The following is a 13583-nucleotide window of genomic DNA, read 5'->3' on the forward strand; positions in this document are numbered from 1 at the left end:
ACGGCGAACGACGGGCCGGCCCCGTCGACGCGCCGGATCGGTCCCTCGATCTCGTCGACCCACACCACGCCGTCGGACGTCGCCGTGGCTTCGCTGACCGGCTGCGGGGTCACCCAGGTGCGCAGCGTCCGTCCGGCGGCGTTGAGCCGGACGACGCGCGTCGGCGCATAGGCCGACGCCTCCTCGGCGACCACGGCGTAGACACGACCGTCCGCGCCGTGCGAGAGGGCCGTCACGACGGGAGCGTTGGGCGCGCCGGCCGGCCGCGGGGCGCGGTACCAGGTGCGCAGCCGGCCGTTGCGGAGCCGGAGCACCGTGTTCGACAGGTGGTCGAGCACGAGGACCTGGCGGCGCAGCGCCACGACATCACCGGGGTCAGCGCGTCGCCCGTCGAACCTCGGCCTGGCGACGACGCGCAGCTTCCCGCGCTTGGTGACACGGACGACCTTGCCCGCGTACTTGCCGGGGGCGTACGTGCTGAACGTGGCGTAGACCGAGCCACCGGGCCGCCGATCGACCCCCGCGACACCGGCGGCGAAGGTCTCGAACGCCGTGCGGTTGGACGGGAGGCGGCTGGCGACCGTGCGCCGCTTCGTGCCTGCGGCGGTCATCGACCGGATCCGCCCGGTGCGTCCGATGCAGTCGGCATCCGAGGTCCCGCCCGGACGGCAGGCGCCGCGGCCCCACCTTCCGTGCCCGGCCTCGCTGACCAGCAACCGACCGGAGGCCGTGAAGCTGATCTGACGGACGTTGTCGAGCCCTCTGACGATGTGCGTCGTCGCCTGCCGGGCGTCCGAGCCGGCCGTGCGTTCGTCGGGGCTGGCGCCCTGAGCGCTCGCGGGGGCGACGGTCATCAGGCTCGCCACCAGGGCCCCGGCGGCGGACATCGCCATCAGGGCTCCCGTACGGGTGTGTGCACTCATGTGCTCTCCTTCGACGCGCCGCCCGGGGCTGCCGGAGATCGGCAGGCGACTCGACCATCGTGCACAGGAGAGGGTCAGGGGCCGTGGCTGTTGCCCGGAGGCCCGGGCCGACGGTCAGGCGTCGTCGCGCGGCTCCTCGGCCGGCGGGCGAGGACGCTCCGTGGCCGACTCGTCGAAGTCCACCTTCTTCATCTGGTGCGACATGCTGCGCATGAGGAAGTAGAGGCCCACGCACAGCGCGAGGATGATGAAGAGCGCGACCCAGCCGGCAGGCTTGAAGTTGATCTGCTCGGCGGCGGCGAGCACAGCGGTGGACATGCCTCCAGCCTACGCCCGCCCTCAGCGCAGACCGGCGAACAGGTCGTCCTCGGGCACCGACGTCTCCACGAACGACGTCACCAGCTCGTAGTCCTCGGTGGGCCACGCCTCGGCCCGGACCTCCCGGGGGATCGCGAACCAGTGGCCGTCGGGGTCGATCTGGGTGGCGTGGGCCCGCAGCGCGTCGTCGGCGACGCCGAAGTAGTCCGAGCAGGGGACGCGCGTGGTGAGCCGCTGGTCCTCGTCCGGGTCGAACGTCCACTCCTTGAGCCGCTCGCGGTAGACCGGCTCGAGCCCGTGCCGCTCCAGCGCCGAGTCGATCGCCTCGGCGCGGGCTCGGGACCAGCCCCGGTGGTAGTACAGCTTCTGGGGCTGCCAGGGCTCGCCGAGCTCGGGATAGGCGTCGGCGTCTCCGGCCTTCTCGAACGCGTACACCGAGATCTTGTGGCACATGATGTGGTCGGGGTGCGGGTAGCCCCCGTTCTCGTCGTACGTCGTCACGACGTGCGGGCGGAACGACCGCATCAGCGCGATCAGCGGCTTCGCGGCCTCCTCGACCGGCACCAGGGCGAAGCATCCCTCCGGCAGCGGAGGCAGCGGGTCGCCCTCGGGCCACCCGGAGTCGACGAAGCCCAGCCAGTCCTGCTTGATCCCGAGGATCTCTCGCGCCCGGTCCATCTCCTCGCGCCGGATCTCGACGATCAGCTCGGGGTTCTCGAGGATCCCCGGGTGGTCGAAGCTCGGGTTGAGGATCGAGCCGCGCTCACCGCCGGTGCACGTGGCGACGTGGACGTCGACGCCCTCGGCGACGTACCTCGCCGTCGACGCCGCCCCTTTGCTCGATTCGTCGTCGGGGTGGGCGTGGACGTGCATCAGGCGCAAGTTGTCCGGCACAGCAGTCCTCCGGTGGGTCGTGTGGGTCGCTCGGTCACAATGGTGGCATGCCCGTGACCGACCCCGCTCTCTCCACCAGCCGGTACGGAGAACGCCGGACGCTGAGCCGCCGCACCTGGACGGTCATCGCCGCCGTCGGCGTGACGCTCGGCGTCATCGCGGCGTGGTTCGTCGCGCAGGCCCAGGCCGGTGACTCCTTCCAGGCCGACGTCGTCGCGTACAAGGTGCTCTCCGACCACGAGATCTCGGTGACGGTCCGCGTGCTGCACCCCTCGGGCGACCCTGCCTTGTGCGAGGTGGCCGCGCAGGCCGAGGACCACTCGTACGTGGGCGAGGCGACCATCCGCGTGGACCGCACCGATACCGACGAGATCCAGGTCAGGGACGTGGTCGCGACCGAGCGCCGCGCGGTGACCGCGACGGTCGTGAGCTGCCGCCTCGCCGACTGAGGATGCTTGGCCGAGAGCCTGGCTGTTGCTAGGCTCAAGGTTCAGCCCCAGGCGTGACGTCTGGGGTTTGTTACATCCAAGGAGCTTTTCCCATGACGACGTCGAACGAAGAGAAGAACACGGTCTGGCTCACCCAGGAGGCGTACGACCGCCTCCAGGCGGAGCTGGACCATCTTCGTGGCCCCGCTCGCCAGGAGATCACGACGAGGATCGCCGACGCCCGCGAGGAGGGCGACCTGCGCGAGAACGGCGGCTACCACGCGGCTCGTGAGGAGCAGGGGAAGTCCGAGGCCCGGATCCGCCAGCTCGAGGACATGCTGCGCCGCGCCGAGGTCGGCGAGGCGCCCGCCGACGATGGTCTGGTCGAGCCCGGCATGGTCGTGACCATCACGTTCGCCGGTGACGACGACACGGAGACGTTCCTCCTCGGTTCCCGCGAGATGCTCGGGCTCGACGCCTCGGTCGAGATCCAGGTCTACTCCCCGCAGTCGCCGCTCGGCTCGGCGATCAACGGCAAGAAGGCCGGCGACTCCGCGACGTACGCCGCACCCAACGGGCGCGAGCTGACGGTCGAGATCGTCGACGCCAAGCCGTACGTGGCCTGACCCGCGACCGGCCTCCGACAGAGCAGACGGCACCCGTCGCCCCAGGGCGCGGGTGCCGTCGGCGTCTCCCCACTCCCCGGCTCAGGTGTAGGTGATCACGTAACCCTGGTCGCGCAGCGCCTGCTCGACGGCGAAGCGGTGCTCCGGCCCGCGAGTCTCGACGCTCAGCGTCACCTCCACCTCGTCCATGGCGAGGGTCGAGGACGTCCGCTCGTGGATCACGTCGAGGACACTGACCGCCATCTCGGCGAGGACCCTCAGGAGGATCTCCAGCGAGCCCGGCCGGTCGGAGATCCTCACACGGAACGACAGGAAGCGTCCCGCCGCGGCCAGGCCGTGCCGGACCACGTTCATCAGGAGCAGCGGGTCGATGTTGCCGCCGCTGAGCACGCACACCAGCGGGCCTTCGCTGTCGTCGGCGAAGAGCTCGGGATGCTGCATGATCGCGGCGACGCCGGCGGCCCCCGCCGGCTCGACGACCAGCTTGGCGCGCTCGAGCAGGAGCAGGAGCGCCTCGCTCAGCGCCTCCTCGGTCACCGTGACGATGCGGTCGACGTAGCGCGCGATCTCCTCGTACGGCACGTGGCCGGGCAGCGAGACCGCGATGCCGTCGGCCATGGTGCGCTGCGCGACGACCGACGTCGGCCGTCCCTCGGCGAGCGACACCGGGTACGGGGCGACGCGCTCGGACTGGACCCCGACGATCCGGACGTCGGGTCGTAGCGTGCGGACGGCGAGCGCCACGCCGGCGATGAGTCCACCACCGCCGACCGGAACGACGATCGTCGAGGCGTCAGGCACCTGCTCCAGCAGCTCGAGTCCGAGCGTGCCCTGTCCGGCGACGATGTCGGGGTGGTCGAACGGGTGGATGAGGACGGCCCCGGTGCGCTCGGAGTAGGCGCGGGCGGCCTCGAGCGCCGACTCGACCGACGTTCCCGCGAGCTCGATCCGGGCGCCGTAGTCGCGGGTCGCGGCCAGCTTGGGCAACGGCGCCCCCTCCGGCATGAAGACGGTCGCGGTGGTCCCGAGCAGCGAGGCGGCGAGAGCGACGCCCTGCGCGTGGTTGCCCGCGCTGGCGGCGACCACGCCGCGAGCCTTCTCCTGGGCCGAGAGGTGGGAGATCCGGACGTACGCGCCACGGATCTTGAACGACCCGGCCCGCTGGAGGTTCTCGGCCTTGAGCAGCACGGGTCGTCCGAGGAGCGCGCTGAGCGGGCGCGAGGACTCGATCGGCGTGCGTACGGCCACGTCGGTGAGGAGGGCCGCAGCCGCGCGGACGTCGTCGAGGGTGACGGTCATGGCCTCCACCCTAGGACGGGCACCAGGGCGGCGGACGGTCGACCGCTACTCGGCGACGAGCGGCGGTGAGCCGCTCGCCGGCGCCACCCTGGCCGGGTCGCCACGCTCCGAGAGGTGGCGTACGACCGCATTGACGCAGGCCGCGAGCGGGACGGCGAGCAGCGCTCCGACGATCCCGGCGACGGTCACGCCGGCGGCGATCGCGAGGATGATCGCCAGCGGGTGGAGCTGCACGAGATGCCCCATGAGGAACGGCTGGAGGATGTGGGCCTCGACCTGCTGGACCGCGATCACGCCCAGCAGCATGAAGATCGCCGTCCACGGACCCTGGGCCACGAGCGCGACGAGGACCGCCACGAGCCCGGAGACGAACGCGCCCACGATCGGCACGAACGCACCCAGGAACACGAGGGTGGCGATCGCGAGGACCAGTGGCACCCCGAGGCCCCACGCCACACCGGCGATCCCGATCGCGTCGACGAGCGCGACCAGCACGGTGGCGCGGACGAAGGCCGTCAGCGAGGCCCAGGCGACGCGTCCGGAGGTGTCGACGGGGCTGCGGGCGTTGCGCGGGAAGATCCGGACGACCCAGTCCCAGATCCGACCGCCCTGGTAGAGGAAGAAGTACGTCGCGAACAAGACGATGAAGAACCCTGCGAGCAGGTGGGTCACCGTCGTCCCCAGCTCGGTGACGCGGTCGACGACCCCCGTGCCGCTGCTCCCCCACGCCTCGATGGTGCCCGTGACGCGGTCGATCCCGGCGTTGAGCTGGGCGTCGCTGAGTCCGAGTGGCCCGGTGCGCGCCCAGTCCTGGATCTCTTCCAGGCCGTCGACCACCTTGGTCCGCAGGTCGTCGAACTGCGCGGAGACCTGCTGCCCGACCAGGGTCAGCATCCCGACGACGGCGCCGATCCCCAGGACCATCACCAGCAGCGTCGCGAGCGCCCGAGGCACGTGGAGCCGCTCGAAGCGGTCGACGAAGGGCCTGATCAGCGCGGTGACGAGGATCGCGATCGCGACCGGGATGGTGATCTCGGAGAAGAAGCCGAGCAGCCACATGAGCCCCAGCCCTGCGGCGGCGATGATGATGAGACGCCAGCCCCACGAGGCGGCCAGCGCGATGCCGTACGGGACGTTGGGAGGGGTCGCGTCGGCAGGTGTGGCCGGAGGGAGCGCGGCGTACGGGCTCGAGGTCGGGACAGGATCGCCGAGGACGCCTGCCCGGTCGTCCCGCGCCGCGAGATCGCGCCGTGCGGTCGCTCGCATCCGCTCCACGAGCTCGTCGAGGCGGTCGCGACGGGACGGGGAGGACGAGATGGCGACCGACGGCCCGTCGGACAGCGACGCGTCGGCCGCGACGGTCTCCCCGTTGCCGTCGGCGCCTCTCCCGTCGCCGACAGCGCCGTCGTCACCGTCGGGCGGGAGCCCGTCCTTCCGGCCCGGAGTCATCGCGCCAGCCGCTCGAAGGCCGTCGCGAGGTCCGCGACGAGGTCGTCGGCCGTCTCGATGCCGACGCTGACGCGCACCAGGTCGGCGGGCACCTCCAGCGGGGAGCCGGCCGCGGACGCGTGGGTCATCCGACCGGGATGCTCGATCAGCGACTCGACGCCGCCCAGCGACTCGGCCAGCGTGAAGAGCTGGGTGTGCTCGACGACCTCGAGGGCGGCACCCTCGCCCGCAGCCATCCGGAAGGACACCATGCCGCCGAAGCGCTTCATCTGCCGGGCGGCCACCGCGTGGCCGGGGTGCTCGGGAAGTCCGGGGTAGATGACCTGGGACACCTCGGGTCGGCTCTGGAGGAAGGCCACGACGCGCTCCGCGTTGTCGCTGTGCCGGTCCATCCGGAGGGCGAGCGTGCGGAGCCCGCGCAGGACCAGCCACGAGTCGAACGGCCCGGCGACTGCACCCATGGAGTTCTGGTGGAAGGAAATCTGCTCGCCGATCCCCGCGTCGCGCACGACGATCGCGCCACCGACGACGTCGGAGTGACCGCCGGCGTACTTGGTCGTCGAGTGCACGACGATGTCGGCACCAAGCTCGAGCGGCTGCTGGAGGTAGGACGACGCGAACGTGTTGTCGACGACCAGCAAGGCGTCGGCGGCGTGCGCCACCTCGGCGAGGGCCTGGATGTCGGCGATGCCGAGGAGCGGGTTGGTCGGTGTCTCGACCCACACGATCCGGGTCGTCCCCGGGACGACGGCCGCGCGGACCGCCTCCACGTCGGAGATCGAGACCGGGTCGTACTCCAGGCCCCAGCGGGCGTGGACCTTGTCGAAGAGACGGTAGGTCCCGCCGTACGCGTCGTCGGGGATCACCACGTGGTCACCGGGCTGGGTCAGGGCGCGCAGCAGGGTGTCCTCGGCCGCGAGGCCGCTGGCGAAGGCGAACCCGCGCTCGCCGTGCTCGAGCGCGGCGAGGCACTCCTCGAGGGCGGTACGGGTGGGGTTGGCGCTCCGCGAGTACTCGTAGCCCTCGCGGAGCCCTCCCACACCGTCCTGCTTGTAGGTGCTGGTCGCATAGATCGGGGGCGTCACCGCGCCCGTACGGGGATCGGGGTCCTGGCCCGCGTGGATGGCCCGTGTCTCGAAACCGAAGTCGCTCACACCCGCGAGCGTATCCGTTCGTGGTACGGCGCATGGATGGCCGGATCAGGCGCTGTCACCTCATCGGTGAGGCAGCGCACCCTGCCGCGATCGTGCGGCGACGGCCACGTCGGGGAAGTCGGAGAAGACCCCGTCGACCCCGGCGGCGTAGAAGGTCCGCAGCTCGCCGCGGAGGTTGCCGTGGGCACGGGGATCGGTGCCCCGGCGGAAGTCGGCCGGAAGGAACTGGTTCTCCGCCCGGAACGTCCAGGCGTACACGTCCAACCCGCTCCGGTGGGCGTCGCGCACGACGGTCGTGGGATCGGCGAGCGCGCCGTCCGCGGTCCGCGGGATCAGTACGTCCTTCTCCGCGCTCAGGATGTCGGCATAGCGGGAGAGGGCACGAAGTCCCTTCGGGGTCACCATGTCGGCGTACGTCGTGGGGTCTCCCGACGCCACGTGGTCGTACGGAGATCCCGACGCACTGACGTTCTGCGCGAGCGGGACCCGCAGCCGCCTCGAGAGCGCCTGCAGGTTCGCGGTCTCGAACGACTGGACGGTGACCGGCGACCGGCGGTGGTTGAGACCCCGACGGTCCAGGGTTCGGACGAGCGGGTCCTCGAGGTTCTTGCCGATCGAGCGGAAGTACGTGGGGTGCTTGGTCTCGGGGGCGACACCGATGGGGCGGCCTCGGCGGAGGCTCTCCCTGCGCGCCAGGTCGAGCACCTCGTCGAAGGTGGGGACGGTGAACCGGCCGTCGTAGACGGTGTTCCCGGGTCGGACGAGCGGCAACCGCTCCTTGGCCCGCAGCGTCTTCAGCTCTGCGAGGGTGAAGTCCTCGGTGAACCATCCGGTGACCGGGCGGCCGTCGATGGTCTTGGTCGTGCGGCGAGCGTTGAACCGCGGGTGGTCGGCGACGTCGGTGGTGCCCCCGATCTCGTTCTCGTGGCGGGCGACGAGCACCTTGTCCTTGGTGATCACCAGATCGGGCTCGATGACGTCCGCGCCCTGCCGGATCGCGAGCTCGTAGGCGGCGATGGTGTGCTCCGGGCGGTAGCCGGACGCACCGCGGTGCGCGATCACGACAGGCAGGCGGGCCGTGTGGTGGAACGCGCCCGCCACGCGGTCGGGTCGGTCGGTGGCCGTGCCGGGGGTGCCTGCGGCGGCGGGGCCGCCGGCGACGACGATCGCGGGCGCGACGAGGGAGGCGGCGATCCCCAGGAGGATGGTCGTGCGACGTGTTCTCATGGGGACATCGCAGCGTCCCCGGATGGCGTCGCGGCAGCTCCCCGAGGTGGTGCGCATGAACGGTGGACGAACTCCGGAGGGCGGAGGCGGAGCCCGGGACCTGCCCGACGTGATGCGTGCGTGGCGGGTGACGTCGCCGGGGCCGGTGGCCGGTGGCGGCGACCCACCGCTCGAGCTCGTCGAGGTTCCGCTGCCCTCCCCGCTGCCGGGCGAGCTGCTCGTCCGGGTCGAGGCCTGTGGCGTGTGCCGCACGGACCTTCACGTGGCGGAAGGGGACCTGCCCGTCCATCGTCACCGCGTCGTCCCCGGGCACGAGGTTGTCGGTCGGGTCGTCGGGGACGGCGGCGGGGTCCACGGCGGGGCCCTCGACGGCTGGTCGACCGGTGACCGGGTCGGCATCGCGTGGTTGCGGCACACCTGCGGGCGTTGCCGCTGGTGCGTGCGGGGAGCGGAGAACCTCTGCCCGTACGGACGCTTCACCGGCTGGGACGCCGACGGCGGCTACGCCGAGTTCGCGACGGTCCCCGCCGCCTTTGCCTACCGGCTCCCCGACGACGTCGCCGCCGTGTCGCTGGCACCGCTGCTCTGTGCCGGGATCATCGGCTACCGCGCCCTGCGCCGCGCCGCGCTCCCCGAGGGAGGAAGACTCGGCCTGTACGGCTTCGGCGGCAGCGCCCACCTGTGTGCTCAGGTCGCGATCGCTGCCGGGGCGACGGTCCACGTGCTGACGCGCGACGCCGCGGCGCAGCGGCTCGCGCTGGACCTCGGGGCGGCCTCGGCCGGTGGCGCGTACGACGCGCCGCCGGAACCCCTCGACGCCGCGGTCCTCTTCGCGCCGGTCGGCGATCTCGTCCCTGTGGCGCTGCGTGCCCTGGACCGTGGCGGGGTGCTCGCCGTCGCCGGCATCCACCTCTCGGACACGCCCCCTCTCGTCTACGAGTCGGAGCTGTTCTACGAGAAGGAGCTGCGCTCGGTCACCGCCAACACGCGCGACGACGGACGGGTCTTCCTCGATCTCGCCGTCCGTCACGGGGTCCGAGCGACGACCCACCCGTACCCCCTCGAGGAGGGACTCTCCGCGCTGCGAGACCTCAAGGCAGGTCGCTTCGACGGCGCGGCGGTGCTCGTGCCGTGAGGTGGCTGCTGCACCTGTCAGGTCCTGGAGACGGTGACGAGGTGCCGTAGCCGGTCCTCCATCGGAGACCACCGGTCCTCACCAGGGCCGAATGGCCTGACCGGACCGCCCACCGCGCCCGCGGACACATAACGCCGACCCGTGGGCGTCGTCCAGGTAAGGCTCCTGGCGTGGTCGCGGTCGACCCGCCACCCTCGCGTCTCCTTGAGGAGGTTGTCGGTGCGGCAGACCCCCTGCGCGTTGTCGAGCACCGTCTCTCCGCCGCGTGCATACGGGGTCGTGTGGTCGATCTCGCGCACACGGCACTCGCACCACGGACGGGCGCAGAGCTCGTCGGTGGCCCGGACCAGCCGAGCGACGCCGGCCGGGAAGCGACGCCGACGGGGATCGACGGCCTCAAGGCCGTGACCGTCGGGTCGCGTGAAGAATCGGCGCACCCACCCCTGCTCTCCCGAGGCGAGGCGACGCGCGAGCTCACCGGGCACCGGCCCGTAGCCCCGGAGCACCGCGGCCACGTCGTCGGTGCCGTACAGCGTCTCCGGGCGCATCAGCACGCCGATCTCGGTGACGATGGCGAGCGCGCCGTCGGCGGTCACCGAGGCCCCGGCGAGCCGCTCGACGGCAAGGTCGGAGGTGAGCTGCGCGATGGTGCGGGGATCTCCGTCGGAGTGACGGGCCGACGCCTCGTGGTCGAGCCGCTCCCACACGGGGGCGAGCTGTGCCGCAGGTGCGCAGATCGACAGGGTTGCCATCGCGTCGAGCTCCGGTCGCAGCCGCACGTGGCGCTCGTCGCGAGCGCGCACCGTCCGCACGAACGCAGCATGCGGGTCCTTCTCGATGACCAGCCGCCGGGCGGCCGCGGCGGCACGCCGAGGACCCAGCACGGCCAGGAACGGCGCCAGCTCGGCGTCGACCTCGGCGCGCTGGTCCGGAGCAAGGTAGACCGTCTCCCGGCAGACCGCGGCGACGACGGACTGGTTGACGACGCCGTCCTGCAGGAGTCTGCGGGCTGCCGGATGGTGCTCCAGGTCGCGGGTGAGCCGGTAGGTGGACTCCCCGGCGGTGGCCGAGGCCTGGCGCGCGAGCCCGATCTCGGCGAACAACGACCGGCAGACCTCCCGCTCGTCGGTGTGCGGACCGAGCACCTCCCGCCGACGGACGTCGAGGTCGGCGACCGCGTCGGTCTGGCACGCCTGCGCCATGCGCACGATGACCTCGCACAGGGCCACCGCCTCCACCGCACCGGCACCCGCGGCCACCGCCTCCTCCTCGGCGGCGTCGATCCGTGCGAGCGCGGCCGCGGCCGCCTCACCGACCCGCTCCAGCAGGCCGGTGAGCAGGAGCTCTGTCATCGGATCGCTCATGTGTTCGATTCTAGCGCGGACGAGCGACAAGGGTGAGGACGTTGTCCACCGGTCAGATCGGGAACACTGAAGCGGCAGGCATGGTTGTAGGTGGAGCACCCGAGGAGGAAACAGATGTTCTCGTTCAAGACTCACCTCATCTCCCCCGACCAGGCCCTTCCCGGCCGCGAGGCCCGTCCGTTCTCGGTCGGTGACGAGCACCTCGTGCTCGGCACGCCGATCATGACCGAGCCACCGGAGGGCTACGAGGCCGTCGTCTTCGGTCTCGGATGCTTCTGGGGTGAGGAGCAGACCTTCTGGAACGTGCCGGGAGTCTGGTCGACATCGGTCGGCTACGCCGGCGGCTTCACCAAGAACCCCACGTACGAGGAGGTCTGCAGCGGCCGCACCGGGCACGCCGAGGTCGTCCGCGTGATCTACGACCCGGCCAAGGTCTCCTTCGACGACCTGCTCAGGGTCTTCTGGGAGAACCATGACCCCACCCAGGGGATGCGGCAGGGCAACGACCGTGGCACGCAGTACCGCTCGGTCATCTACACGACCACGCCGGAGCAGCTCGAGAAGGCCGAGGCGTCGCGCGCGGCGTACCAGAAGCGGATGACCGCCTCCGGCTACGGCGAGATCACCACCGAGATCCGGCCGCTGGGCGACTACTGGTACGCGGAGGACTACCACCAGCAGTACCTCGTGAAGAACCCGTTCGGCTACTGCCCGAACCACTCCACCGGCATCGCGTACGCCACGAGCTGATCGCATGCAGGGAGCGCCGGTCCGCACGGTGGTCGCCGCGGTCGCCCTTGTGGCGGCCGCGGCGTGCACCAGCGAGCGGACGACCGGCGACACGGCTCCGTCGTCACCGCCCGGCGCCACGACGGAGCCGGTCTCCGAGCCGTCGGTCTCCGAGCCGTCTGCCGCCGACCGGCCCGACCCCACCGCGACGCCCGCACTCCCCGCCGCCGGCAGCCCGGTGTCCCTCCCGGCGCTGATGGCGAAGGAGTACGACGGCCGAGCGCTGCGTCTCGGGGAGACGCTCGCCACCACCGAGGCCTACACGCGGCGTGCGGTCACCTACCGCAGCGGCGACCTCCGGATCTCGGGGATCCTCGTCGTCCCCCGGGGTCGTGGCCCGTTCCCCGTGCTGATCCTGGCGCACGGCTACATCGACCCGGCCGTCTACACCAGCGGCCGCGGGATGACGCGCGAGCAGGACTACCTCGCGCGCGCGGGGTATGCCGTCCTCCACGTCGACTACCGCAACCACGCCGGCTCGGACGACGACCCGACCGCCGAGCGCGACCTCCGGCTCGGCTACACCGAGGACGTCATCAACGCGGTCCTCGCCGTCCGCCGCTCCGGCGACCCGCGCCTCGACGGCGACCGCGTCGGCCTCGTCGGCCGTTCGATGGGGGGAGGCGTCGTCCAGAACGTCCTCGTCACGAAGCCGGGGCTCGTCGACGCCGCGGTCGTGTTCGCGTCCGTGAGCAGCGACACGGTCGACAACTACGAACGCTGGACGGCCGCCGAGCGCCCGGAGGTGGCCCGCCAGATCGTCCGCCGGCACGGCTCGCCGGAAGATGCCCCGGGCTTCTGGAAGCAGGTGTCTCCCCGGACCTACGTCGACCGCGTGACCGAGCCGCTGCTGATGCTGCACGGGACCGCCGACGACACCTGCCCTCCGCGCTGGTCCGAGCAGACCGCCGCGGCCTTCGAGCGCGCAGGCAAGGATGTCGAGCTCGTGACGTACGCCGGAGAAGGACACGCCTTCGGGCCGCAGTGGCCGCAGTCGATGCGGCGCACGGTGCGCTTCCTGCGGACCGAGATGGGCTAGCCCGCCATCGAGGCGTAGCGCTTGGCGGCGCGCGCCTTGGCCTTCTCGGCCTCGACCTCGCGGTCCTTGGGCGGCGCCTGCGTGACCAGGTCGGCAAGGAGGTGCTGGGTGACGTGCGCGATCTCGCGCACCGCCTGCTCGAACACCTCGGCGTTCGTCTGCGACGGCTTGGTCATCCCGCTGACCTTGCGGACGTACTGGAGCGCCGCGGCCTCGATCTCGTCGTCGGTCGCGTGCGGCTCGAAGTTGTGGAGGGTCCGGATGTTGCGGCACATGTCGTCCACGCTACGCCGCCGGGCGGACCTCGTCACGGCCTCGGCGCCACCCGGTGCCGTAGAGTCGCCCGCCATGGTGAGCGACGGTGCGACGCGATCGTGGTGGGGATGGGGCACGCTCGAGGAGGCGCTCGACTCGGGTGAGACGGACGCGCTGGTCAGCCGTACGGCCGCGCTGATGCCGTCACAGGACCTCACCGTTCACGCCCCACCTGTCGTCGACGACGACCTCCTCCCCGCCCGGCGGGTGACCCCACCGCCGTCGCTGGACCACCTCTGCTCCGTCGACCCCGTCGACCGCGCCGCGCACACCCACGGCAAGGCGTTCCGTGACATCGTGCGCAACCTCCGGGGCGACCTCGCGAACGCGCCCGACCTCGTGCTCCGGCCGCGCACCGAGGCCGATGTCGTCGCCATCCTCGACTGGTGCTCGGGCGCGGACGTCGCCGTCGTCCCGTACGGGGGCGGCACCTCCGTGGTCGGCGGCGTCGCGCCGCGGCTCGACGGTGACTTCGCCGGCGCGGTGTCGCTCGACGTGAGCGCGATGGACCAGGTGCTCGAGGTCGACCGGACCAGCCGTGCCGCCCGGATCCAGGCCGGCGTCCTCGGCCCGCACCTCGAGGACCAGCTCCGGCCGTACGACCTGACGCTCCGGCACTTCCC

At 71.9% G+C, this 13583-nt stretch carries 15 protein-coding genes; 6 read left to right on the plus strand and 9 right to left on the minus strand.

The features are described 5' to 3' along the window. The 3 genes from PV363_RS09815 to mca all read right to left on the minus strand — a co-directional run. Positions 1-923: hypothetical protein (locus PV363_RS09815; protein ID WP_301022233.1), on the minus strand; the 923-nt coding region annotated here is incomplete at its 3' end. Between the two features lie 114 nt (positions 924-1037). After that, complete coding sequence (locus PV363_RS09820) at positions 1038-1241, minus strand: hypothetical protein (RefSeq protein ID WP_220366118.1); 204 nt, start codon at positions 1239-1241, stop codon at positions 1038-1040. 21 nt (positions 1242-1262) lie between these two features. Then, the gene (mca, locus tag PV363_RS09825; protein ID WP_220343788.1) at positions 1263-2114 is read right to left on the minus strand and encodes a mycothiol conjugate amidase Mca; all 852 of its coding nucleotides are present in this window, start codon (positions 2112-2114) and stop codon (positions 1263-1265) included. Between the two features lie 68 nt (positions 2115-2182). Between mca and PV363_RS09830 the strand changes: the two genes are divergently transcribed. Both PV363_RS09830 and greA read left to right on the plus strand, forming a co-directional pair. Further along, the gene (locus PV363_RS09830; RefSeq protein WP_220343787.1) at positions 2183-2584 is read left to right on the plus strand and encodes a DUF4307 domain-containing protein; all 402 of its coding nucleotides are present in this window, start codon (positions 2183-2185) and stop codon (positions 2582-2584) included. A 92-nt stretch (positions 2585-2676) separates the two neighbouring features. Continuing rightward, positions 2677-3189, plus strand: coding sequence for a transcription elongation factor GreA (gene greA, locus PV363_RS09835; protein WP_220343786.1), 513 nt, complete (start codon positions 2677-2679; stop codon positions 3187-3189). 81 nt (positions 3190-3270) lie between these two features. Here greA and ilvA read toward each other — a convergent pair whose 3' ends face one another. From ilvA to PV363_RS09855, 4 genes are read right to left on the minus strand one after another with little or no spacing between them, the layout of a single operon-like run. Further along, entirely contained in the window at positions 3271-4488 is a 1218-nt protein-coding gene (gene ilvA, locus PV363_RS09840) for a threonine ammonia-lyase (protein ID WP_220343785.1), read from the minus strand. A 45-nt stretch (positions 4489-4533) separates the two neighbouring features. Next, positions 4534-5937, minus strand: a complete 1404-nt coding sequence (locus PV363_RS09845; protein WP_301022234.1) for an AI-2E family transporter — start codon at positions 5935-5937, stop codon at positions 4534-4536. Next, the gene (locus PV363_RS09850; protein ID WP_220343784.1) at positions 5934-7091 is read right to left on the minus strand and encodes a cystathionine gamma-synthase; all 1158 of its coding nucleotides are present in this window, start codon (positions 7089-7091) and stop codon (positions 5934-5936) included. Before PV363_RS09850 ends, PV363_RS09845 begins: the two co-directional genes overlap by 4 nt. A 60-nt stretch (positions 7092-7151) precedes the next feature. Continuing rightward, entirely contained in the window at positions 7152-8318 is a 1167-nt protein-coding gene (locus tag PV363_RS09855) for a glycerophosphodiester phosphodiesterase (RefSeq protein WP_301022235.1), read from the minus strand. A 22-nt stretch (positions 8319-8340) separates the two neighbouring features. Between PV363_RS09855 and PV363_RS09860 the strand changes: the two genes are divergently transcribed. Further along, positions 8341-9453: a zinc-binding alcohol dehydrogenase family protein gene (locus PV363_RS09860; protein WP_301022236.1), complete on the plus strand. Its 1113-nt coding sequence runs from the start codon at positions 8341-8343 to the stop codon at positions 9451-9453. Between the two features lie 17 nt (positions 9454-9470). Here PV363_RS09860 and PV363_RS09865 read toward each other — a convergent pair whose 3' ends face one another. Continuing rightward, complete coding sequence (locus PV363_RS09865; RefSeq protein ID WP_301022237.1) at positions 9471-10817, minus strand: HNH endonuclease signature motif containing protein; 1347 nt, start codon at positions 10815-10817, stop codon at positions 9471-9473. A 114-nt stretch (positions 10818-10931) separates the two neighbouring features. On the opposite strand from PV363_RS09865, the gene msrA reads away from it, so the two are divergent. Continuing rightward, on the plus strand, positions 10932-11567 hold the full coding sequence (gene msrA, locus PV363_RS09870; RefSeq protein WP_220343781.1) for a peptide-methionine (S)-S-oxide reductase MsrA: 636 nt from the start codon (positions 10932-10934) through the stop codon (positions 11565-11567). 4 nt (positions 11568-11571) lie between these two features. Beyond that, positions 11572-12645 carry an alpha/beta fold hydrolase gene (locus PV363_RS09875; RefSeq protein ID WP_255559601.1) on the plus strand — a complete coding sequence of 358 codons (1074 nt, stop codon included), beginning with the start codon at positions 11572-11574 and terminating at the stop codon, positions 12643-12645. On the opposite strand, the gene PV363_RS09880 is transcribed toward PV363_RS09875, so the two are convergent. Further along, positions 12642-12920, minus strand: coding sequence for a DUF2277 domain-containing protein (locus tag PV363_RS09880; protein WP_301022238.1), 279 nt, complete (start codon positions 12918-12920; stop codon positions 12642-12644). The two genes, PV363_RS09875 and PV363_RS09880, sit on opposite strands and share 4 nt — an antisense overlap. A gap of 73 nt (positions 12921-12993) precedes the next feature. Between PV363_RS09880 and PV363_RS09885 the strand changes: the two genes are divergently transcribed. Then, on the plus strand, positions 12994-13583 hold a 590-nt coding region (locus tag PV363_RS09885), incomplete at its 3' end, for an FAD-binding protein (protein ID WP_301022239.1).

The organism is Mumia sp. (assembly GCF_028803055.1).
In the GTDB taxonomy this organism is placed as follows: Bacteria; Actinomycetota; Actinomycetes; order Propionibacteriales; family Nocardioidaceae; genus Mumia.